General features: G+C 63.0%; 8 protein-coding genes. All 8 read left to right on the top strand.

Translation table 11 applies throughout. The annotated features are described in order from the left end of the window. Window positions 1–183: 183 nt before the first annotated feature. The 8 genes from KEG38_RS30530 (at window position 184) to KEG38_RS56090 (ending at window position 24672) form a co-directional block, all read left to right on the top strand. Window positions 184–723 carry a hypothetical protein gene (locus KEG38_RS30530; protein WP_272423445.1) on the top strand — a complete coding sequence of 180 codons (540 nt, stop codon included), beginning with the start codon at window positions 184–186 and terminating at the stop codon, window positions 721–723. 987 nt (window positions 724–1710) lie between these two features. After that, the gene (locus KEG38_RS30525) at window positions 1711–11058 is read left to right on the top strand and encodes a Tc toxin subunit A-related protein (protein WP_272423444.1); all 9348 of its coding nucleotides are present in this window, start codon (window positions 1711–1713) and stop codon (window positions 11056–11058) included. Window positions 11059–11096: 38 nt separating this feature from the next. Continuing rightward, window positions 11097–18242 (top strand): SpvB/TcaC N-terminal domain-containing protein, encoded by a 7146-nt coding sequence (locus KEG38_RS30520; RefSeq protein ID WP_272423443.1) that lies wholly within the window; start codon window positions 11097–11099, stop codon window positions 18240–18242. A 14-nt stretch (window positions 18243–18256) separates the two neighbouring features. Continuing rightward, window positions 18257–18658 (top strand): hypothetical protein, encoded by a 402-nt coding sequence (locus KEG38_RS30515; RefSeq protein WP_272423442.1) that lies wholly within the window; start codon window positions 18257–18259, stop codon window positions 18656–18658. A gap of 444 nt (window positions 18659–19102) precedes the next feature. Then, window positions 19103–22951, top strand: coding sequence for an RHS repeat-associated core domain-containing protein (locus tag KEG38_RS55680; protein WP_272423441.1), 3849 nt, complete (start codon window positions 19103–19105; stop codon window positions 22949–22951). Further along, complete coding sequence (locus tag KEG38_RS56100; protein ID WP_372518202.1) at window positions 22905–23165, top strand: CPCC family cysteine-rich protein; 261 nt, start codon at window positions 22905–22907, stop codon at window positions 23163–23165. Before KEG38_RS55680 ends, KEG38_RS56100 begins: the two co-directional genes overlap by 47 nt. Before the next feature lie 866 nt (window positions 23166–24031). Beyond that, window positions 24032–24286 carry a guanyl-specific ribonuclease gene (locus KEG38_RS56095; protein WP_372518201.1) on the top strand — a complete coding sequence of 85 codons (255 nt, stop codon included), beginning with the start codon at window positions 24032–24034 and terminating at the stop codon, window positions 24284–24286. Between the two features lie 8 nt (window positions 24287–24294). Then, the gene (locus KEG38_RS56090) at window positions 24295–24672 is read left to right on the top strand and encodes a barstar family protein (protein ID WP_372518200.1); all 378 of its coding nucleotides are present in this window, start codon (window positions 24295–24297) and stop codon (window positions 24670–24672) included. Window positions 24673–25432: the final 760 nt, after the last annotated feature.

Below are 25432 nucleotides of genomic sequence, written 5' to 3'. Positions count from 1 at the left end.
ACTACAACCGGCTCGCCACGCCAAGCAGGATGAGGAACCTGCTCCCGAAAGCGAGGAACGTTCACCGGCAGGCGTCGCTTCTCAACGGCAACAGGGTGGCATGTATGCCACCACCGTTGGCGCGCGCTCGTCGAGGGGGCAACGAAATAGCCTGGCGTGCGGCGGCATGCTATGGCGTACGCCATGATCTTGATGAACAGAGCTTCCGTCGTTCCGCTGATCCTGGCCCTCGCCGGCTGCGGAGCGAATGTGGATGTGGATACGGAGTCGTCGCCCTTTTCCATCCTCGGCATCGATCTTGGCGGCACCGCAGACACGTGGATCGCCGGTCGCTGCCTCGACGAGACATTGCCTCTCGACGGCGACGGGCAGCCCGAGTGCACCGTCGTCGTGGAGCATCGCGACGGCATTTGCGACTGCAATGGCCCGTGGGAGGTGCCACCGTCCCCGGAGAACGCGCACCTTCGGGCCCTCGTCGCCCCGCTTTTCGAGGATAGCTGCCTGTGCGAAATCCCGAGGCTCACCGGGGAGGCGCTCGTCGCTTGTCAGCACAGCGACAACATGGACGAGGCCGTGGCGAACGGGTTTTGCTACGTCGAAAAGCCGAATACGCCGACCATGTCTTGCCTGTCGGAGGACCAGGCCATGGTGCGGTACTATGGAAAGGGGCCGGTGGCGCACTCGCCCAACCGGATTGCGCTCATCTGCCGCGTGGAGCCGTGAGCCCTGGCCCTACCCCGCCTCCGCTTCCGCTCCCGCCCCTGCTCCCGCCTCCGCTTCGGATTCCGTCACCCCTGACCCGGCGTAACCTGCTGGATCCGCGTCTCGCAGACGCCGGCGCACGCCCTTTCGCGCGACCAGGTGCCACTTCCGACCCCCTGGCGTCCGGCGACCCGCAATGAGCGCCACGGCAAGGTCATCACCGCCCCTCACGCCCTCCTCGACGTGTTGAAGACCTTGACTTTTAAAATGATCGTTGAACGACCCAACGCATAGGACATTCCGTGTCCTACGCCATCCGAGCATCGCCCCCCGCAGTCGGAAGCGTGCTCGAAAATGGCCGTTCCAGCATCGATTGGCATTCCGGCCTGGGTGACAGGGGACCACACCGTACCCACATGTCCTCCAGAACCGTACGGACCCAGATCAATCCCCTGGACGGAACCCCAGCCGTCTGCCAATTACATCTGTAGGAAAATGCGGGCGCCCGATGCTCGGGAGCCTGGCCGACGTGTGGCTTATAAACGTTGCCGCCGCCCCGCGTTCGCACCTCGGTAGGACAGGGAATTTTATTCCTGCCGATTCGTGAGGTTCGACCGTGGGTCGTCGTGCATCGCGTCGCCGCGCGGTCGGTGCCTACCTCGTGATGCGCAGAGTTTTTCTCGGCGCTCTTCGAGGGCGGGAGTGGTCCATTTTGCAAAAGGTGAGAACATGAATACGCGGGGCGACATTTCGCCCCGGGGTATGTATCGATAGGTCTACAAGAGGCGTGTGCATCGCCACCACGAGGTGGACGCAGGGCATGGGTCGCGTCTATCTCGCGGATTGTGGTGCGCATGTCGAAGCTCGTGCTCGCCGCAATTCATGCGACGACAGGGGCCGTGGTGTGCTCGTGGGGCGCCTTGCCCGATGGTCTATGCCTCGGGCTGGCATGGCTTTGCTCGCCTCTGTGAAGGCGGCGTCACTCGATCAAAGGAGCGCGGTGAGCATATGAATGAGGAGCTCGAACTGGAGAACGTCACGGATATCGCTTACCGGCTCCACGGCCGGATCGTCGATGCGGCAACGGGCAAAGGTGTCGACGCCGTGCGCGTCGAGCTGTGGGATCGGGAAGGCATCTGCCGGGACCTCGTAGCCGTCGCGAAGACCGACGAGGTTGGCGACTTTGCCATCACCGTGACCGACACGTACCTCGACTCGCTGTTTTTCGCGCGCAGGCCTGCTCTCAAGTTTCATCTCTTCACGGCCACGCCGCAGCTCGAGCCGCCTACCGTCACCTGGCAGCAGCTCGAGCCGCTGACCGTCACCTGGCAGCCGTCTGCCGCAGCGCAGCGCATCCGCATCGCTGTCGACCTCGGTGCGACCAGGGAGGGGCAACCCTCCGAGCTGGTCGTGCGAGGAAGGCTTACGGACTCGGATGGCTCACCTCTCGTTGGAAAGCCGGTCGCCGCCTATGACGTCGTGTATAATACGACACCTCCGACGCCCGAGCCGCCCGAGCCGCCGCTCCTGAATGAGTTGCCCCTGGGTAACGATACCACGGATTCGTCGGGGCAGTTCTGCATCTCCTACACGCCGGCGAACGGTACCCATGCCAATCTCCTGGTACGGGCGACTGTGACGACAGATTCGACGGTCGCCGTAAAAGTCTGTCGTGCTCCCGCCACGGCGCACGTGGACCTCGTGGCAAATAACGCGAGATCGCGCGGACGTTCCGAGGTCCACAGGGTGGCCAAACACGTCGAGTCTGTCTTCAGCCGGGCTGTGCTGATCGATCCCGAACGGGTACTGGAGCTGCAAGAAATCTCGACCCTGATCGATCTGGTGGCTTGCAGGACCGGCGAAGAGCGCGATCTCGTCGACCTGTTCGTAAAGGCGGTTCGTCTCGAGGACGAGATCGATGTCGACTACCATCCCGACGTCAATGTGGCGCTTGTCTACGCGCTCCTGCGGCAAGGTCTGCCCCAGACACGTCGCGAGCTCCTTTCGCAGCGCCGAAGCACCCTCCGGCGCGCACTCGAGCAGGCCATGGGAGAGAATATCATTCCTTCTCTACCGACCGCGAACATCGACGACATCATCGAGAAATTCGTCGTCAGAATGGCACCACTCGCTGCCGGATCGCGGGTGGGTGGCCCCAGCTCGCTTGCCCATATCTTCAACGGGGTCGAGCTCGGGGGACTGGAGGAGGATTTCGCGCGCGCGGTCATCGAACACCAAGGGAAAGGGACCGTCGATGACTTTTGGACGAAGCTCTCCGCGCGTGAGGGTTTCGAGGATCCCGCGACCATCGACAAGCTCAAGCTCGTGATGCAGCTCGGCGCGCTCACGCGCTACCACGCGGGGCTCATCCGTGAGCTCGCTTCGCGTTTCAGCGCGGGTACCCTGACGAGTATTCGTGACATCGCCAAATACGACAAAACTGACTGGTTCACGATTTTCGATATTGGCGGCGAAGCGCCGATTGGGCCCGCACAGGATACGCCGGGCACAGAGCCAGAACATCGACGGGAGAATTACGCGAACGTCCTCCTGAGCACGATGGAGGCGGCCTTCCCCACCGCGGTCATCGCGGACCGGGTCATCCGGGACGAGGTGGCCGGGTCTGGTATTCGCGTGTTCTTCGAGCACAACCCGAATTTCGAGTTCGGCTCGATGCGCGTATCGAAGTACCTCGCGGAAACGAGCGGCGCGATGACGGGCGTGAGCGATGTCGCCGCCACGACCGAGCGGCTGAAGAAGATGGAGCGGATCTTCCACATCACGCCGCGGCACCGTGAGATGAAGCCGCTCCTCGAGGCCGATCTCCACTCGGCGCAGCGCATCCACCGCATGGGCAAACGCCGCTTCGTCGCCAAGTTCGGCTCCGAATTTGGAATCGAACGAGCCGAGGCGATCTTCGGCAGGGCTTGCTGGATCGCGTCCGCTTCCACCGCGCTCTTCGCCAAGTACGGCAGCAGCTTCCATGGGCCGAAAATCGCGACCCTCCCGGACCTCGTGACGCTCGCCACCCCCAACGAGGAACAGAACATCGCGGACTGGACCTCCCTCTTCGGCTCTCTGGATGGCTGCGTGTGCGAGCATTGCAGGTCCGTGTATGGCCCCGCGGCCTACCTCGTGGATCTGCTCGAGTTCCTCGACCGCCACGATTCGAAAATCGAGACGCCGGAGAGCACCGAGCAAAACCCAGCCTACTGGTCGGCCCGGGACGTCCTCATCGGTGCTCTTCCGGGGGACACGGATGCGCCTCCTGCACGAAGGCCGGACATCGCGCGGCTCCTCCTTTCTTGCAAGAACACGGACACGACCCTGCCTTATATCGATCTCGTCAACGAGATCCTCGAGGCCGTCGTTGCCAACGAGCTGGATGGGCTGGACTATCTCGGGACGCAGGACATCACGAGCGCGGGGACGCCGCAGGAGCTTCTGGCCGAGCCCGAGGTGAAATACCTCGCGGCGCGCAATGCGGCCTACGCCGGGCTCGCCGCTGCGGTCCATCCCTTCGATTTGCCGTTCCACCTGTGGGATGAAGAGGCACGAGTCTACCTCGAACATCTCGGCGTTCCCCGGCACGAGCTCGTCGAAGCAATGAAGCTGCCCTCTGGCGATGTCAGCGACCAGATCGCGCGCGAGCGCCTGCGCATGTCGAAGCGGGAGTGGGAGATCGTCACGCAACAAACCTCGGGGGCCCCCACGGCGTATGCGTGCTGGGGAATGCCGGAGGTCAACTGGGTCCAGAAGCTCGCGCCCGTCCCGCGGTTCCTCGAGCAGGCAGGGCTTTCCTTCAATGAACTTCGGGAGCTGCTCGCCACGAAATACGTGAATCCGGCCGCCTCGCCAACGGTGAAGTTGAACCCCGAGACGGGCTGCGATATCGATACGAAATTGCTGGACGGGCTCGACGCAGCGCTCCTCGGGCGGATCCACCGTTTCCTTCGCCTGCGCAAGCGGCTCGGCTTCCGCATCACCGAGCTCGACTGGACGCTCACCTCCCTCGGCGCGACGGACATCGACGCGAAGGTCGTGCGCGACGTGGCTGGTATCGTGGCATTGCGGAAGGAGCTCGATCTGCCGCTGCCCGTGCTCCTCTCGTTCTGGGGGAACATCGGGACGCGTTCGAGCGAGGAGTGGGGCAAGTCGCTCTACGAGGAGCTTTTCCTGAACAAGGCCCTCACGGCCGATCCAGCTTTCGAGGCGGCTCTTGGTGAGCCGGATCCGCAGAATCCCCTGCTCCTCCTCAATCATGCCGCGGGCATTCTCGCGGGGTTGCGCATCAGCGCCGTGGAACTGGCGCTGCTCGTCATGCCCGAAGTTGCCGAGAAGCACATTGGCGTCACGAGCCCGCTCACCGCAGACGCGCTCCTGACCGTGGAAAACCTCTCGCGGCTTCATCGTATCGTCGCGCTGGCGAGGGGTCTGCGCCTCAGTATTCCCGACCTCCTCGTGCTGCTTTCGCTCTCTGGCCTCAGAGCGCTCACGGTGGACTCCGAAACGCTAGCCGTGCCGGCCACCACGCGGGCGTTCGTCGAACTCGTGGCGAAGGTGCGGCGGTCCAGGTTCAGCATTGCCGAGCTGCATTTCCTGGTCCGGCACGCCCCGCCGCCGGGGACGCAAGCGGCGCTCTCCGATGCTGTCCTCCAGCGGATCGTGGAGGACATCAAGGCGGCCCTCGACAAGGTCGTGGCCGAAACGGTTGTCGTCCCGGATCCCGAGGGCGATTCTACCCGCGGGCGTCTGGAGGAGCTCCTCGCCGGGGAAACCCGAGCCGAGCGCGCCGCGAAGGCAGAAGCGATCGTTGCGGTGATCAACGGACGTTCGGCGCTTACGCGGACGGAGCAGCGCACACTCATCGATCTGCATCTGACCCCCTTCTTCGGCAGTGATGTCGCAAAGGCCAAGGACAAACTCGTCGGTCTGTCGAGCGAGGTGGGCGGGCCGCTCCTTGCGGACGTAGACCAGCGGTTCGCGTATGCCCTTGCGTACCTGCTCAACCATCAGCGCAGGGTGCGGGCGGAGAGCGTCGTCAAGCAGAAGCTCGCGACCGAGATGAAGCTCGACGCCGAGATGGTCGAGCACCTGCTCACGGAGGCGCTCGGGTCCTTTGCCATCGAGGCGGCCTCCGCGATATCCGATTTCCTGCCGGAAATGAATGCGGCAGTCGAATACGTCCCGCCCGCTGTCGCGACGGAGGCGCAACGCCAAAACGCCGTCCGGCTCCTTCACAAGGCCGCGCTGGTCATCCAGCGGCTGAAGCTCCACGCGTCGGAGCTGGCCTCGCCGTACCCGACGGACGCAACGCTCGATCTGAATACCCTGCTGCTCGGGGAGCAAGACGCAGACTCGGACCGGCAGGAGCGTTTCGCAAAGCTCTTGCGTCTCGTCGACCTGGCCTCCTTCCGCGACACGCTGCGGAATGGCCGTGAGGATCTGCTGGCCATCTTCGCGAAAAGCAATGCGGGGCAAGCCGCGGCCTTCTATGACGAACTCTCGGCGCGCACCGGCTGGCCGCGTGACGGCGTCGAGCACCTCATCACGGTGACTTTTGCTTTCACGCTATCGGATCTCCGCGACGAGAAGGGGCTCCTCTGCCTCCACCGCGCCTTCCAGCTCCTCGGCCGCCTCGGCGCGTCCGCCGCGCAAGGCACGCTCTGGGCCGATGTCGAGGACGCTACCCATGCCGATGTCGCGCTCGACATCAAGCGCGTGGCGCGTGCCAAGCACGACGACGCGCGCTGGAGCGAGGTTGCCCGCCCGCTGCGCGACGTGCTGCGCGAGAAGCAGCGCAACGCGCTCGTCGGATATCTCGTCGCGAAGCGGGACTACGCGAGTCCGAACGAGCTTTTCGAGGACCTGCTCATCGACGTGGAGATGAGCCCGTGCCAGCTCACCTCCCGCATCAAGCAGGCCATCAGCTCCGTCCAGACCTTCGTCCAGCGCGCATTCCTCCTGCTCGAGAAAGACAAGGTCGAGCTCGACGAGGAGGCGGCCCGTGAATGGCAATGGTTGAAGAGCTATCGCGTTTGGGAGGCCAACCGCAAGGTCTTCCTTTATCCGGAGAACTGGATCGAGCCGGAGCTCCGAGACGACAAGACGCCGTTCTTCAAGACGCTGGAGAGCCGGCTGCTCCAGGGCGAGATCAACGCGGAGACGGCCGAATCTGCCTACCTCGAGTACCTCGAGAGCCTGCACGAGGTGGGGCGGCTCGACGTGGCAGCGATGTGCCACGAGCTCGAAGACGACGTCGATGTCCTTCACGTGATCGCGAGGACGGCCGCGCCGCCGCACCGCTACTATTATCGCAAGCGGATCGATTCGGAGTACTGGACGGCGTGGGAGAAGATCGACCTCGATATCCCGGGGGACCACTTGCTCGCCACGATCTGGAACCGCAGGCTGCATCTGCTTTGGCCCATCTTCGAGGAGCGAGCTGACGGCACCCAAAAAGACGACTCGTCTACGCGCAAGTACTGGAGGATCACGCTCGCGTGGAGCGAGCTCCGAGATGGCGCTTGGGGGCCGATCAAGACCACCGCGAATCTGGGCATCACCGTGCGCCCCACGATCGAGCGCAAGTGGATTTCCTTCATGGTCGAGAGCACCGGCACGGACTTGACGGTGACCTGCCTCGTGAACTGGTACGGGATCAAGATCAGCTACCTGGCTACGTACGCGGTCGCAGGGAGGTTCAAAATCGGGCCGTGTTCGGGGGTGATCGAGGCCGCCTCGGAATCACGAACCTTCACCAAGGACGACGCCTGGGACGAGGGTATGTGGTTCCATGGCTGGGCTCCAGAGTATGCAACGCCGCTGTTCATGGGCTTGAGAGAGATCTATGACTCGGACAAGGCGCTCCTTACTTTCTACAACGAGGAGGAGGAGGTCGAGCAGCAGGGGATTTCGCAGGCCGTGAGGCTTCCGATGCACACATCGGGCTCGGCATCGGGGGACAAGTGGTCGATCAGCGCCCCGGTGCTCAGGAGGACGGGGGACCGGTACTGGATGCTCCAGGACAGAAATCGCGAATTCGTCCAGTTGAGCCCGCACCGCTCGCAGGAGTCTCTGTTCCTCAGCGATTTCGGGCGAGTGTTCTTCATGGATCTTCAGCGCCGCACGGCGACTGCGTGGAAGGATCTCGCGAAGGTCATCCCCAATGGGAAGGCGCCAATCGTCGGCGATGCAGCAAACGACCTCGATGAAGTGGTCCTCGAGTGGGCCAACGAGCCCAAGCTCGATCTCGATGTCGACTACGAGATCGAGCGATTCTACCGATTCCACCTGTTCTACCATCCCTACACCTGCGACTTCACGCGGCTCGTCGCGAAGGGAGGGGTGGACGGGCTGCTGCGCTGGTCCGAGCAGGAGTCGCCGATCCAAGGCCGTTGGGCACCCATCGAGGGGTCCTACGCGCCGCAGGCTCATGCAGGCCAGCCCTTCCCCAAGGAGACGGTCGACTTCTCCTACGGAGGCGCATACTCGCAATACAACTGGGAGCTGTTTTTCCACGCGCCCTTCCTCATCGCCACGCGCCTGTCGAAGAACAGCCGCTTCGAGGAGGCGGACCGCTGGTTCCGTTACATCTTCGACCCGACGGGCGGGGCGCCTGGGGACGGGCCGGAGCGCTACTGGTACGTGCGTCCCTTCCGCGAGAACGTCGACCTCGCCTCGATCCAGGCACAGCTCGAAGAACTCTCGGGCAATCAAACGAGCGTCGAGAACCCGAATGCCCAGCTCATCGCAGAGCTCTTCGGGCTCTCTTCCGAATCGGGAGCCACGCAGGACATGGTGGCGCAAATCGCACGCTGGCGGGAGACGCCGTTCAATCCGCACCTGATCGCACGTATGCGACCGCTCGCCTACCAGAAGGCGGTCGTGATGAAGTACGTCGAGAACCTCCTTTCCTGGGGCGATAGCTTGTTCCAGCGCGATACGCTCGAGTCGATCAACGAGGCAACGCAGCTCTACATCCTGGCCGCGCAGATTCTCGGTGAGCGCCCGCGTCTCGTGAAGGAGAAGGCCGCATCGGACCGCACGTATGCGGACCTCGAGCCAGGCATCGACGAGTTCTCGAATGCGCTCGTCGTCGAGAGCATCTTGCCGCCGCCGGCGCCGAACGCCCTATGCACGCGACGCGAGCCACCGCCGGCCCTCCTGACGCTCTATTTCTGCGTGCCGCAAAACGAGAAGCTGCTCGGGCTCTGGGACACGGTGGCGGATAGGCTGTTCAAGATCCGCCATTGCATGAACATCGACGGCACGGTGCGGCAGCTCCCGCTGTTCGAGCCGCCGATCGATCCGGCGTTGCTCGTGCAGGCGACGGCGGCCGGGGTGGACATTGGCGCCCTGCTGTCGGATGTCAACGTCCCGCTGCCCCTCTACCGCTTCTCGGTGCTCCAGCCCAAGGCGCTGGAGTTCACGAGCAGCGTGATTGCCATGGGTGGCGCGCTCCTCGCGGCGCTCGAAAAACGGGACGGCGAGACGCTCTCGATCTTGCGATCGAGGCACGAGCTCGACGTGCTCACGGCCGTGCGCGAGACGAGGAAGCGCCAGGTCGACGAGGCCATGGAGTCGCTGGCGGCGATTCGACGCTCGCGGGCGGTCATCGAGGAGCGCCTGACGTTCTATAACCGGATCGAGTACATGATTCCGGAAGAGGAGATGCAGGCGAATCTCACGGGTTGGGCCAATTTCGAGACCATGAATGCGGGGATCGCACAAACCTTCGCTTCCGTGCTGAAGCTGGTTCCTCAAATTACGATTGGGGGACCGTTCCCTCCGGAGGTGAAGAGCGAGTTCGGCGGCGTCCAACTTGGCGGCGTTCTGGACGCCGGCGCGCAGTTCCACTCCCTGCTTGCAAGCATGCACCACGCGGATGCGTCGCGGAGTGCGACGGCGGCCAGCTACAAGCGTCGCTGGGAGGAGTGGAAGCTCCAGGAGCGGCTTGCGCAGAAGGAGCTCGAGCAAATCGATCGGCAGATCGTCGCCGGGGAGATCCGCCTCGATATCGCAAAGAAGGAGCTCCAGAACCACGAGCTCTCCGTCAAGAACGCGAAAGAGGTCGAGGAGTACCTGCGCACCAAGCACACGAACGAGGAGCTTTACGACTGGATGGTATCGCAGGCCTCAGCCGTGTACTTCCAGGGCTACAAGTTGGCGTACGAGCTCGCGAAGCGGGCCGAACGGGCGTTCCAGTTCGAGCTTGCGCAGCCTGAGGCGAGCTACGTCCAGTTCGTCCCCTGGGACAGCATGAAGAAGGGCCTGATGATGGGCGAGAAGCTCCAGCACGACCTTCGGCGCATGGAGGTCGCGTACCTGGAGCAGAACAGGCGCGAGTACGAGATCACGAAGCACGTCTCGCTCGCGGAGGTTGCCCCGCTGGCGCTCCTGAAGCTGCGCGAGACGGGCCAATGCGAGGTCGAGCTGCCCGAGGCGCTCTTCGATCAGGATTGGCCGGGGCATTACTTGAGGCGCATCAAGTCCGTCAGCATGACGGTGCCGGTCGTGAACGGACCCTATGCCGGGGTGAACAGCAAGCTCACGTTGCTGAAGAGCAGCGTGAGGATGAACAGCGAGGTCGCTTCGACCCCGAGCCTGGCCGCCAACTATCCTCGGAAGACCGGCGCATCCGGGCCCGATGCTCGATTCCTCGACCATTATGGATCCATCCCATCCATCGTGACGAGCAGTGGCCAGAGCGACGCCGGGCTCTTCGAGCTGGTCTTCCGCGACGAACGGTATCTGCCCTTCGAGGGCGCGGGCTCGGACAGCACGTGGCGAATGGAGCTCGACAAGGGGACGAACCGCTTCGACCCGACGGCTGTGCACGACGTGGTTCTGCACGTGCGTTACACGGCGCGGGAGGGCGGCGAGAATCTCAAGACGGCGGCGCTGAACGCGCTGGGTACCGCTGACGGCCCGACCGGCTTCCGGCTCTTCAGCGCAAAGACGGATTTCCCCGACGCATGGCACGTGTTCATCACGGGCCAGGGAGCTCCGGTCGAGTATGTCCTTTCGTTGCCACTCGGCTCGCGGCTCTTCCAACCGCTGCTCGGGGAGCGCAACCTCGAGATCACGAGGGTGCGTGTCTTCGCCAAGCGATCGGGCGGCGCGGCCACCCAGCTATCGGCCGAGCTCCAATCGCCAGGCGCACCGTTCTCGGGTACGCCGAACCTGACGCTGAAGACTTCTCAGAGCGAGTATGGCGACCTTCTGCTGGTGGATGACATGCCGGCCGCAGAGCCAATCCTCGCGGAGAGCGCGCCCTGGAAATTGAAGGTAGTCACGCTGGCGGATACGAAGCTCGAAGACATCTGGATCGTCTGCGAGTACCAGCAGCAATAGGCTCGGAAGCGACGCTGAAACAGGAGAGAGGGCACGCCATGGAGCAGAAAGGTTTTGCACCGAAGCCCAAGACGACCGCGCCCGAGGCGGTCAAGGCCCCGAGCCCGTCGCTTCCGAAGGGGGGCGGCGCGGTTCGTGGACTCGGCGAGAAGTTCGCCGCGAGCCTGGTGAGCGGCACGGGATCCCTCACGGTCCCGATTGCGGTGTCGCCTGGCCGCGGCGGGTTCGGGCCCGAGCTCGCCGTCGCGTACGATTCCGGCGGTGGCAATGGGCCCTTTGGTGTGGGCTTTCGGCTCTCCGTGCCCTCGATCTCTCGTAAGACCGAGCGTGGTTTGCCCGAGTACGAGGACTTCCGCGAATCCGACGTGTTCATCATGTCGGGCGCGGAAGACCTCGTGCCCAAGCTCGATGAGGAGGGGCAAGGCAACTGGGTGCGCGACGTCCCGAAGGACGACGCTGTCGAGCGCATCGAGCGGTATCGCCCCCGGGTGGAAGGCCTCTTCGCGCGCATCGAGCGCGTCACGGAGAAGGGGGACGGCAACGTTTACTGGCGAGCCACGACGAAGGACAACGTCACGAGCGTCTATGGCCAGTCCGAGGGGGCTCGTATCACGAGCCCTGCGGCCCCGACCAAGGTCTTCTCGTGGCTGCTCGAGCGCACCGAGGACGCGCTCGGGAACGTCATCGTATATGACTACAAGGCTGAGGACTTCGCGAATGTGCCGAATGCCGTCTACGAGAGGCAACGGCTCTCGGGGGACGCGCCGGTCGTAAACCGCTACCTGAAGCGGATCCGGTACGGGAATACAGTGCCCTTCCAGGCACAGGACTTCCTCTTCGAGGTCGTCTTCGATTACGGCGAGCACGGTGCCGTGGCGCCGACGCCCGCGGAGGAGAATCCATGGCCCTGCCGGCAGGATCCGTTCTCGAGCTATCGCTCGACCTTCGAGATCCGCACGTACCGCCTTTGCCGGCGGGTGCTGATGTTCCACCACTTCCCCGAGCTCGGTGAGGATCCGGTGCTCGTGCGCTCCACCGACTTCACGTATGCCGAGGGGCCGGCGCTCACCCGGCTCGTTTCGGTCACGCAGTCGGGGTACATCAAGACGCAGAGCGGCTACTCGAAAAAGTCCCTGCCGCCGCTCGATCTCGGGTATTCGTTGCCCGAGCTCCAGACCGCCGTCAAACTCCTCGATCCACGAAGCCTCGAAGACCTACCTGGCGGTGTGGACGGACAAACCGCACGATGGGTCGATCTCAATGGCGAGGGCATTCCCGGCGTGCTCTGCGAGCAGCAGGGGGCATTTTACTACAAGCAAAACCTCGGTGATGGGCACCTCGCGCCGGCGCGCTTGCTCGCGAGCCGGCCGGCCATGGCGTCGGGCGGCGGAGCGCAGCTCCTCGACGTCGGGAGCGAGGGGCGGCAATGCCTCGTGGAGCTCACACCAGAGGGGACCTCGGGTTATCACGAGCGGACGCCAGAGGGCGGCTGGGGGCCCTTCGTGCCGTTCCCCTCGCAGCCGAACGTCAACTGGAATGACCCGCGGGTCCGTTTCATCGACCTTTCCGGCGATGGACTCGACGACATTCTGGTCACGACCGATCACGTACAGCTCTGGTACCCGTCGCTCGGCAAGGGCGGATGGGGCCCGCCGCGGGTGTTGCCGAAGGTCTACGACGAGGACAAGAGCCCGACGCTCGTGTTCGCGGACATGACGCAGGCGATCTTCGTGGCGGACATGAGCGGGGACGGTTTGCCCGACATCGTGCGCGTCCGTAATGGGAGCATCTGCTACTGGCCGAACCTCGGGCATGGGCGGTTCGGCGCCAAGGTGCAGATGAGCAAGGCGCCGCTGTTCGATGATTCGCACACGTTCGATCCGCGCCGGATTCGCCTCGGCGATATCGATGGGACCGGGACCACGGATATCGTGTACGTAGCCGGCGAAGGTGCAGTCATCGTGTTCAACCAGGCGGGGAACGGCTGGAGTGAGCCGGTGCGAATGCCGGGGTTCCCGACGGCCGATTCCATGTCCACCGTGGGCGTGGTCGATCTGCTCGGGTCCGGTACGGCGTGTCTCGTGTGGTCATCGCCGTGGCGGGGCGTGGCGAAGCCGCCGATGCGGTACATCGATCTTTTGGGCAGCAAGAAGCCGTATCTACTCACGTCGGTCAAGAACAACCTCGGGGCCGAGACGAAGCTCGAGTATGCGCCCTCGACGAAGTTTTACCTGGAGGATCTGAAGGCTGGAAAGCCGTGGGTGACGCGGCTGTCGTTCCCCGTGCACGTGCTCACGCGTGTGGAGACGTTCGACGCAGTCAGCAAGGCGCGGTTCGTCAGTACGTACAAGTATCATCACGGGTACTACGACGGCGCGGAGCGAGAGTTCCGGGGGTTTGGCCTCGTCGAGCAATACGACGCGGAGTCGTTCTCGGCCGAGCGCGGAAAGGGGCTCTTCGCGGAGGCTCCACCGGTGGAGGAGGAATTCCACCTGCCGCCGGTGCTCACGAAGACGTGGTTCCATACGGGCGCGTTCATCGACAGGAGCCGGATCGCGAAGCAGTTCGAGAAAGAGTATTATGCCGGTGACGGGCAGAGACCGGAATTGCCCGATGCCGTGCTGCAGACGGGGTTGTCGCCGAGGGACCTGCGTGAGGCCTGCCGGGCGCTCAAGGGGCAAATCCTCCGCACGGAGGTCTACGCGCTCGATGGTTCCGAGGCGGAGTCGCACCCGTACGTGGTGACGGAGAGCTGCGCGGAGATCCGGCGCCTGCAATCGGCGACGGCGAAGGCGTTCGGGTCTTTCCACGCGTGGGTTCGCGAGAGCGTGGAGGTGCATTACGAGCGCGATCCCGATGACCCGCGCGTCGTGCACACGCTGGTGCTCGAGGTGGATCCGTTCGGGCACGTGGAGCGCTCAGTGAGCATTGCATACGCCCGGCGGAGCATCCCGCAGGACATGCCCGAGCAGGGACTCTTAGCCACCCTGACCGAGAGCGACGTGGTCAACGAGGACAAGCAGCCGAGCTGGTACCGCCTCGGAGTGCCCAAGGAGACGCGAACGTACGAGCTCACGGGGCTCTCCACGACACGAAGCACGCTGTTCTCGTTCAGCGAGGTGCTTGGCGCCGCGGACGCGGCCGTCGCGATCGACTACGAGGCGACGCCCAACAGCAGCACGATGCAAAAGCGCCTGGTCGAGCGGGTACGACAGGTCTACTACGACAGCACGACGCTGTCCGGCTCTTCCCCCGCGGCGCTGCCCTTCGGCACCATCGACGCACTCGCGCTGCCTTACGAGACGTACGCGCTTGCCTTCACGCCCGGGCTCTTGACCGCGGCCTATGGCTCGCGCGTGACCTCGACCATGCTCGCCGAGGGCGGGTACATCGAGGAGAACAGCGAGTACTGGGTGCGAACTGGCCGTCAGGTGTTCGACCCGAACAAGTTCTACTTGCCGGTCGAGATCCGGGATCCGCTCGGCAATCCTACGACCATCACGTACGACGTCCACGACTTGCTCGTGACGTCCGCCGAGGATCCGCTCGGTAATACGGTCACCGCGACAAACGACTACCGCGTCCTCGGGCCCACGCTCGTCACCGACCCGAACGGCAATCGCAGCGCTGTGAAGCTCGACGAGCTCGGGATGGTCGTGGCGACGGCCGTGATGGGCAAGGTCGGCTCGAACGACGGGGACACGCTCACGGATCCAACCACGACGTTCGCGTACGACCTCGACGTATGGCGCACGACGGGCAAACCCAACGTCGTGCATGCTGCCGCGCGCGAGCGGCACGGGGATGCGCTGACGCCCTGGCAACACAGCTACACGTACCTCGACGGGCTCGGGCGTGAGATCCTGAAGAAGGTGCAGGCCGAGCCCGGTCTTGCGCCGGTGCGCGACGAGAACGGGGGGCTTGTCAAGGACGAGAACGGCGCGGTAGTGTTGGCCACCGCCTCGCCGCGATGGGTGGGCACGGGGCGCGTGGTCATTGACAACAAGGGCAATCCCGTCAAGCAGTACGAGCCGTTCTTTTCTGCCACCCACGAATACGAGGACGAACAGGAGCTCGTCGAGTGGGGCGTGACGCCCATCCTGCGTTACGACCCGCTCGGCCGGCTCATCCGAACGGACCTGCCGAACGGGACGCATTCGCGGGTCGAGTTCACGCCCTGGCAGCAGGCGAGCTGGGACGGAAACGACACGGTGCTCGAGGCGGGCAACCCCTGGTATGCCGCGAGGCAGCCGAGCGCGACGCCGACGCCTTCTGCGCAGGAGCAGCGGGCGGCGGAGTTGACCGAGGAGCATGCGGGGACGCCGGCCCTGGTACATTTCGATGTGCTGGGCAGGCCGGTGCGCGGGGTCGAGGATAACGGGGGCCCGGAGCCGTGCACGACGAGGGCGGTGCTCGATATCGAGGGGAATCCGCGGAAGATCGTGGATGCCCGTGAGAATACGGCGATGGAGTATGTCTTCGACATGCTCGGGCGGACGCTGTACCAGAAGAGCTGCGATTCTGGAGAGCGGTGGACGCTGGCGAATGTGCTCGGGAGCCCGATTCGGGGGTGGGACGGCCGGGGGCATGTGGTGCGCTCGGTGTACGACGCGCTGAATCGGCAGACGGGGCTGTGGGTGCAGAAGGGGGCGGATCCGGAGGTGCTCGCCGAGGTAACGGTGTATGGCGAGGGGCAGACGGATCCGGAGGACGCGAATCTGCGCGGGAAGGTGTATCAGGTGAAGGATGGGGCCGGGGTCGTCACTTCGGTCGAGTATGATTTCAAGGGGAATTTGCTGGAGAGCCAGCGGCAGCTCGCGCAGAACTATACGACGCAGCTCGATTGGTCGGGCTCGGTGGCGCTCGAGACGGAGGTGTTCACGCAGACGACGGCGTATGATGCGCTGAATCGGCCGACGAGCTTGACCACGCCGGACCAGAGCGAGATCAAGTCGACGTATAACGAGGCGAGTCTGCTGGAGAGGGTGGAGGCGCGGATTCGGGGTGCGAGTGGTTGGACGACGTTCGTCGATGACATCGATTACGATGCGAAGGGGCAGCGGGAGAAGATCGTTTACGGGAACGGGGTTGTCACGGAGTACAGTTACGACCCGCTGACCTACCGGCTGACGCGGCTCAAGACGACGCGGACGTCGGATGACGTGCTTCTGCAGGACCTGCGGTACACGTACGATCCGGTAGGCAACATCGTCGAGATCGCCGACCTGGCGCAGGAGGAGCTCTACCACAACAGCGAGCTGGTCGAGCCGGTTTGGAAGTACGAGTACGATGCGATCTACCGGCTGATCGAGGCGACGGGGCGAGAGCATTCGGGGCAGAATGCGGATATCCAGCAGGATGCGAATGGGTTCCCGCTGGTGAATGCGGCCAATCCGAATGATCCGCAGGCGATGCGGAACTACGCGGAGAGCTTCGAGTACGATGCGGTCGGCAACATCCTGAAGATGATTCATGCCGCGCAGGGCAGCACGGGGAGCTGGACGCGGCGGTACGATATTGCGACGACGAGCAATCGACTACTCGGGACGAACTTGCCTGCGGATGCACCGGGGCAGTATTCGGCGACGTACACGTACGACGAGCACGGGAGCATGACGTCGATGCCGCATCTCGCTGGCATCGCGTGGGATTTCAAGGATCAGAAGCGCGAGGTCGACAAGGGCGGCGGGGGGACGGTCTACTTCACGTACGACGCTAGCGGGCAGCGGGTGCGGAAGGTCTGGGAGCATAGCGGGATCGTCGACGAGAGGATTTACCTCGGGGGGTTCGAGATCTACCGGAGGCACGAGCTCGGGAATGTCGTGCTGGAGCGGGAGACGCTCCATGTGATGGACAACACGCGGCGAACTGCGATGGTGGAGACGAAGACGGTCGACACGAACGCGCCGCCGTTCACGCCGGCGCCGAGGCTCCGGTATCAGTTTGGCAACCATCTGGGCTCCGCTTCCCTAGAAGTCGACGAGGCCGGCCTCGTCATCAGCTACGAGGAATACCACCCCTATGGGACGACAGCCTACCAGTCAGCAGCAAGCGGGGTGGAAGTAAGCGCGAAGAGGTACAGGTACACGGGCAAGGAGCGGGATGAGGAGACGGGGCTCTACTACCACGGGGCGAGGTACTACGCGCCCTGGCTTGGGAGGTGGACGAGTGCGGATCCGGCGGGGTTGGTGGATGGGCCGGGTTTGTATACCTATGTGCGTGGGAACCCAGTTCAACTAATTGATCCTAACGGCACGGACGCCCAAACACCTCGGTTCACGCAGGAACAGCTCGATAGACTGCCTCCGGCGCGTATTCCCAAAGGTGCGAGGGTGGGTTATCTCAATCAACCCGGACATAAAGCGGGTACCTACGTTAAAGGTGGCGGTGGTGGCGGTGGAGCCGGCCAGCCACCGAAGCCGCAACTCCCGCCTTCGCCCCCAAGCCCTCCTCCACCTCCGCCGGGCTCCGGACAACCGGGTGATGCGAATGTCCCGAAGGGGCCAGGCGAGCACCATGGACCGGGCGGCAAGGGAACGGGCAACGCCGAAGGTACAGGCGCAGAATCGGGGGGGCTCGCACAGCCCAGGACTAAACTTGAGAAAAGCGCTGAGCAGCTGGCGTTACTTGCTGGGCTCATCAATAGCGAGTTTTCGCACGATTTCAAACAAGACGGCGCGAGTCCTTATGGCATTGTAGGAGGCAAAAATCCGAATGGTCCAGCGAATCCGGCGTTGCAGGTCGTAGCGAGTAGCGTTCAGTTAGGGGCATCAGCTGTGGCCCAGATCATTGGAAAGGCGCTGCGACTCTCCAGGTGGCTGACGACCAGAAAGATGCTCCCAGCCCCCAAACCCTCGACGCCCGAGGTGTCGGGGATTTTAACAAAAGAGGACTTCGGAATCAAAGGCAAAGGTGGGTGGTGGATTACCGACCATGCTTATTGGTCGGTAAAAGATGGAGTAATGAAAGTCGAAGTGGGCTACATCGAGGGCATGGTTGATGGACCATTTAAGGTGATGGCTGGCCTCATAAAAAGGGCACGCACATATGGTGCCACGCGCATGCAGTTCAAAGCGGTCTTCTATAACGAAAAACTCTTACGTGCATTGGCATCGCGCCCAGGCTATTCGGTTAGACAAGAAGGCATGCACCACATTATCGAAGTAATCCTTCCTCCGAGGTAACATTCATGGGTCCCATGACAGAAAAAGAAAACACGCAATACTGGGCCAGGAAGACATTCTCAAGTTTCGAGGACAGGTTTAAGCCCTTTGACGCAAACCTAGAGGACAAAGACCCACCTCCGCCAATTGGACACGACGAATACCCTTTGGGATGGTACGTCCATCAGTCGGACTGTGTTTTCTTTACGGACACAGCCTTCTATATCCTACGAGAAGCCAGAACGTGGGAGAGACATATGTACCGCGACATTGTTCGCACACTACCATTCGAAGACAAGAACACCGTGCGCTGGGTCGATCTGCTGCTACACAATGGTAGTGTCGTTCGCGTGCCGATCAGCGGAGTGAACAAAAATGGCTTCGCGGATTGGCCGGAGTTTAGGCGATTCCTGTTGCATGTGGTGGCCCACCAATAGATTTCGACACTTAAAAGTGCTACACCGATGGCGGAGGACGGCGATAGCACGCACTACGCGGTTGCGTCTGCGTGGTGAGAGAGTATGGCGGTCCCCGGGTTGGGACACTTCCGACGCCGTCCTTCAGCTATCAGAATGATCACGAGGTAGTGTTCAGGATGGCAGGCGTCGAGGCCGTCGCAGTTGCCAAGGTCGGCAGAGGCGTACTCATCACCCTTCTGGGCACGGGCGGAGGCAAGCGCTTGATCCTCGCGTGGTGCATATGCTGGCGCTCGAGGTCGATCCATTCGTCCACGTGATACGCTCGGCGAGCATTGTGTACACAGGGCGGAACATCCCGCAGGACATGAAGCACGCTCTTCTCGTTCAGCGAGGTGTTCGGCGCCGCGAACGCCGCCGTTGCGATCTCCTACGAGGCGACGCCCAACGGCCTACGGCACGCGCGTGACCTCGGCCATGCTCACCGAGGGCGGGTACATCGAGGAGAACGGCAATTGCTGGGTGCGAACCGGCCGCCAGGTATTCGATCCGAACAAGTTCTACTTAACCGTCGAGATCCTGGATTCGATTGGCAATCCCACGACCATCACGTACGACACCCACGACTTGCTCATGACGTCCGCCGAGGACTCGCTCGGGAATACTGTCACCGCGACAAACGATTACCGCGTCCTCGGGCCCACGCTCGTCACCGACCCGAACGGAAATCGAAGTGCCGTGAAGCTCGACGAGCTCGGGATGGTCATGTCGACGGCCGTGATGGGCAAGGTCGGCTCGAACGACGGGGACACGCTGGAGGACCCAACCACGACGTTCGAGTACGACCTCGACGTTTGGCGCACGACGGGCAAACCCAACGTCGTGCATGCCGCCGCGCGCGAGCGGCACGGGGATGCGCTGACGCCGTGGCAGCACAGCTACACGTACCTCGACGGGCTCGGGCGTGAGATCCTGAAGAAGGTGCAGGCCGAGCCCGGTCCGGCGCCGGTGCGCGACGAGAACGGGGGGCTTGTCAAGGACGAGAACGGCGCGGTAGTGTTGGCCACCGCCTCGCCGCGATGGGTGGGCACGGGGCGCGTGGTCATTGACAACAAGGGCAATCCCGTCAAGCAGTACGAGCCGTTCTTCACGGCCACCCACGAATACGAGGACGAAAAGGAGCTCGTCGAGTGGGGCGTGACGCCCATCCTGCGTTACGACCCGCTCGGCCGGCTCATCCAAACGGACCTGCCGAACGGGACGCATTCGCGGGTGACGTTCACGCCCTGGGAGCAGGCGAGCTGGGACGGGAACGATACGGTGCTCGAAACGGGCAACCCCTGGTATGCCGCGAGGCAGCCGAGCGCGACGCCGACGCCTTCGACGCAGGAGCAGCGGGCGGCGGAGTTGACCGAGGAGCATGCGGGGACGCCGGCGCTGGTGCATTTCGACGTGCTGGGCAGGCCGGTGCGCGGGGTCGAGGATAACGGGGGCCCGGAACCGTACACGACGAAGGCGGTGCTCGATATCGAGGGGAATCCGCGGAAGATCGTGGATGCCCGTGGGAATACGGCGATGGAGTATGTCTTCGACATGCTCGGGCGGACGCTGTACCAGAAGAGCTGCGATTCTGGAGAGCGGCGGACGCTGGCGAATGTGCTCGGGAATCCGATTCGGGGGTGGGATGGCCGGGGGCACGTGGTGCGCTCGGTGTACGATGCGCTGAATCGGCCGACGGGGCTGTGGGTGCAGAAGGGGTCGGATCCGGAGGTGCTCGCCGAGGTGACGGTGTACGGCGAGGGGCAGACGGATCCGGAGGATGCGAATCTGCGCGGGAAGGTGTATCAGGTGAAGGATGGGGCCGGGGTCGTCACCTCGGTCGAGTATGATTTCAAGGGGAATTTGCTGGAGAGCCAGCGGCAGCTCGCGCAGAATTACTCGACGCAGCTCGATTGGTCGGGCACGGTGGCGCTCGAGACGGAGGTGTTCACGCAGTCGACGGCGTACGATGCGCTGAATCGGCCGACGAGTTTGACCATGCCGGACCAGAGCGAGATCAAGCCGACGTACAACGAGGCGAGTCTGCTGGAGAAGGTGGAAGCGCGGATTCGGGGCGCGAGCGCCTGGACGACGTTTGTCGATGACATCGATTACGATGCGAAGGGGCAGCGTGAGAAGATCGTCTACGGAAACGGGGTGATCACGGAGTACAGCTACGACCCGCTGACCTACCGGCTGACGCGGCTCAAGACGACGCGGACCTCGGGCAGTGAGCTCCTGCAGGACCTGCGATACACGTATGATCCGGTAGGCAACATCGTCGAGATTGCCGATCTGGCGCAGGACGAGCTCTACCACAACAGCGAGCTGGTCGAGCCGGTCTGGAAGTACGAGTATGATGCGATCTACCGGCTAATCGTGGCCACGGGGCGGGAGCACTCGGGGCAGAATTCGGACATCCAACAGGATCAGAATGGGTTTCCGCTGGTGAATGCGGCAAATCCGAATGATCCGCAGGCAATGCGGAACTATGCCGAGAGCTTCGAGTACGACGCGGTCGGCAACATCTTGAAGATGATTCATGCCGCGCAGGGCAGCACGGGGAGCTGGACGCGGCGGTACGACATCGCGGCGACGAGCAATAGGCTGCTCGGGACGAGCTTGCCGGGGGATGACGAGACCGAGTTTTCCGCGACGTATACGTACGACGAGCACGGGAGCATGACGTCGGTGCCGCATCTCGACGGCATCGTGTGGGATTTCAAGGATCAGAAGCGCGAGGTGGACAAGGGCGGTGGAGGGACGGTCTACTTCACGTACGATGCCGGCGGGCAGCGGGTGCGGAAGGTCTGGGAGCATAGCGGGATCGTCGAGGAGAGGATCTACCTCGGGGCCTTCGAGGTGTATCGAAGGCATGAACTCGGGGGGGTCGTGCTGGAGCGGGAGACGCTCCACGTGATGGATGATGCGCGGCGGATCATGATGGTGGAGACCAAGACGGTCGATGCGTCGGATCCGAACCTCGTGGTGACGTCACGGGTGCGGTATCAGCTTGGGAATCACCTCGGCTCGGCTGCGCTCGAACTGGATGAGGACGGGCTCGTCATCAGCTACGAGGAGTACCATCCGTACGGGACGACGGCCTACCACGCCGTGGCGAGTGGGGTAGAGGTTAGCGCGAAGAGGTACAGGTACACGGGCAAGGAGAAGGACGAGGAGACGGGGCTCTACTATCACGGGGCGAGGTACTATGCGCCCTGGCTCGGGAGGTGGACGGCAGCGGATCCCGCGGGAATGGTGGATGGGCCGGGGTTGTATACGTATGTGAATGGGAACCCAATTCGACTAATTGATCCTAGTGGCACGGACGCCCAAGCACCTCGTCTCACGCAGGAGCAGATCGATGCGCTGCGCAAGAACCCACCTACGGCGCGTATCCCCAAAGGTGCGAGGGTCGGTTATCTCAATCAACCCGGACATAAAGCAGGTACCTACGTTAAAGGCGGCACTGGAACCGGGCAGCCACCGAAGCCGCAGCTCCCGCCTTCGCCCCCAAGCCCTCCTCCATCTCCGCCGGCTCCGCCGGGCTCCGGACGACCGGGCGACGCGGATGTCCCGAAGGGTTCAGGCGAGCACCATGGACCGGGCGGCAAGGGAACGGGCAACGCCGAAGGAAACGGTACGAGCGCAGAATCGGGTGCCTCCGATAGAACGCACCTCGACAAGCTGGCCGAGAAGCTCGCGTTACTCGCCGGCATTGTCAACTCGGAACTCGACCACAATTTTTCACAGGAAGGAGCTAGTCCCTACGGAATCGTGGGAGGAAAAAGCACGAGTGGCCCCCAGAGTTCCGTGTTGCAAATGGCTGCCAGCGGCATTCAAATGGGTGCAACCCTCGTTGTTCAGGGTCTCGTCAAGGCCTTTAATGCAGCGAGATCGCTGGCGAGCCGCCTTCGGATGCTTCCGGGGCCCAAGCCGACGAAGTTGCTGGCCCCGCCTAAATGGCGAGCGAACCAGTTCGCGTCGCAGAAAAAACTCGACAAACACTTTGACAAGCATAAGCATGAGTGGGGCGCTGGAAACATCACCAAGGAAGGGTACGCGAAACGGGCGCGTAATCTGCTCAACTCGGATCCAGTGCCGGGAGGAGATGTCTTGGGTTTTACGCCAAGGGAAGGAACACGATTCCGATATAATGTCCGGACCAACGAGTTCGCAACAGGAAAGCCGGACGGGACAATTGAGACGCTGTTTCGTCCTGAAGTAGATGGAATGGCATATTGGAAGGCACAGGTGGAAAAGTATGGCCCGTGAGCAGCTTTGCGCATGCCCTTGCTGTGGCCTTCTCACACTGCCAGATCGGGGGCATTATGAAATCTGTGACGTATGCGGATGGGAGGACGATCCAATTCAGGATCAAATGCCAGATCGCGAAGGCGGCGCCAATGCGGTGAGCTTGAATCAAGCAAGAAGGAACTATGTCGAGTTCGGGACAAGTGATCCGGCACTGCGCCGTCACGAAAACTAGACCTGATCTCACGAACCGCGCAAGAGCGGCCTGAGGAACAGGACGAGGGAGCCGAGGCGCACGAAGCCGTGGCGCGCGTACTGTGTCACGAGTCGACAGAAGCACTGAGCCATACGAAGAGGTGCTCCACCTTCAAGTGACGGTTATGTCGGCCGCGTGGGAGAGTCCGCAGGGATATTGGATCAGCGCCGAGAAACTGTAACGTGGGTCGTGCCGGCTATTTGTAAGCACCCGACCATCTGCGTCTGGCCGCTTCTTTCGCCGCCGCCCATCCTGGCGTCAGTTCGCTGGAGGTCCGGATGGTACGAAGGAGGGCAGCAGAGTGGGCGGAGAGCGTGGCGCAGTGGAAGCGCAGCCGGAATACGGCCGAGACGTTGCGGTCGGTACGTCAGGAACCGCAACCAGGTTGACCGCGGCAAGCCAGGAACCGCAACCAGGTTGACCAGGATCCGCAACCAGGTTGACCGCCAACCCCGACCAGGTTGACCGCGCCGGGGGGTTTCACGCCCGCCGCGTGAGTTTACCCAGGGGCGCATGATGTTCCGACGGATCGCGCCACCACGGCGAAAAGGAAGGGCCTGGAGCTACCACCCTCCGGGCCCTCGGTCGTTCGCGGGGCACGCGTCTTGGGACCAGGAACCGCAACCAGGTTGACCAGGACCAGGAACCGCAACCAGGTTGACCGCCAAACCCCCGCCAAACCCCAACCAGGTTGACTGCGCCGGGGGGTTTCACCAAAGGATGGGGAAGAAGCAGGCGGCGGCGCTGGCAAGAAGGAGGTACTAGAAACAGACGCCACCAAAACAGCGAAGTCGGAGACTCATCTTGTGTCAGGTGTTACCGTCAAGCCTAAGGGAGCTGCTCCTATGACGGGCACTGTCGACTTGAAGCCCACTCTAGACCGAATTCGTTCGAAGGGCTCTTTTCCTCACAAAAATGATGGGTCTGTGTTCAGAAACAGGGAGGGCAAACTGCCGTCTGAACGCCCTGACTACTACCGGGAGTATGTTCATCCCACACCAGGTGTGTCCGGTCCCGGGCCACAGCGCATCGTGGTGGGCGACGGTGGCGAGATCTACTACACGCCAGATCATTACGGAAGTTTCATCCGGCTGGATTGAGGTTACCAATGCACAGTGCTACCAGGTTCGAGTACGGCAATCACCAGATTGCACCCGATCACGTTGTCGTTTACGGAGCCGAGATTCGATCGCGAGAGGATCTCTTTCGGGTCTTGGCACATAAGTTCTCGTTTCCAGAGTACTTCGGCAACAACTGGGACGCGCTGGTTGATTGTTTGAGTGATCTGTCTTGGATCGATCGAGACACGGTAGTACTTCATCACATTGGTCTACCTTTACTGGACCAAGGAACTCTGACGACCTACCTGGAGTGTCTTCTGGACGTTCTGGATAGAAGGCGCGACACCGATCGTCCGTTCCTCAGGATATTGTTCCCGACCCAAGATCGGGAACAGATCGAGCGCGTGCTCGGGGCCGCTAGGTAGACATCCAAGAGGGGGATGTCCCTCTGGACGCCGACGGAGGAGGCTTTCATCTACCGCCGGTGCTCACGAAGACGTGGTTCCACACGGGCGCATTCATCAGGAACCGCAACCAGGTTGACCAACCGACCAGGAACCGCAACCAGGTTGACCAGGAACCGCTGACCAGGAACCGCAACGAGGTTTGACCGCCAACCCCAACCAGGTTGACCGCGCCGGGGGGCTTCACGCCCGCCGCGTGAGTTTGCCCCCGACCAGGAACCGCAACCAGGTTGACCGCCAACCCCGACCAGGTTGACCGCGCCGGGGGGGTTCACGCCCGCCGCGTGAGTTTACCCAGGGGCGCATGATGTTCCGACGGATCGCGCCACCACGACGAAAAGGAAGGGCCTGGAGCTACCACACTCCGGGCCCTCGGTCGTTCGCGGGGCACGCGTCTTGGGACCAGGAACCGCCAGGAACCGCAACCAGGTCGACCAGGACCAGGAACCGCAACCAGGTTGACCGCCAACCCCAACCAGGTTGACTGCGCCGGGGGGTTTCATGCCCGCCGCGTGAGTTTACCCAGGGGCGCATGATGTTCCGACGGATCGCGCCACCACGGCGAATAAGGAAGGGCCTGGAGCTACCACCCTCCGGGCCCTCGTTCGCGGGGCACGCGTCTCGAATGGCATCTTTGCCAGCAATGCCGTTGCTCAACGCTACGACCGCCCTCGCCGTCTGCGGAACTGCTAAGCTCTCTCAAACCCAACATCCCCCAGCA

The organism is Polyangium jinanense (assembly GCF_028435265.1).
In the GTDB taxonomy this organism is placed as follows: Bacteria; Myxococcota_A; Polyangia; order Polyangiales; family Polyangiaceae; genus Polyangium; species Polyangium jinanense.
The sequence above is the reverse complement of the archived record's forward strand: the minus strand, read 5'-3'. Positions and strand labels throughout refer to the sequence as shown.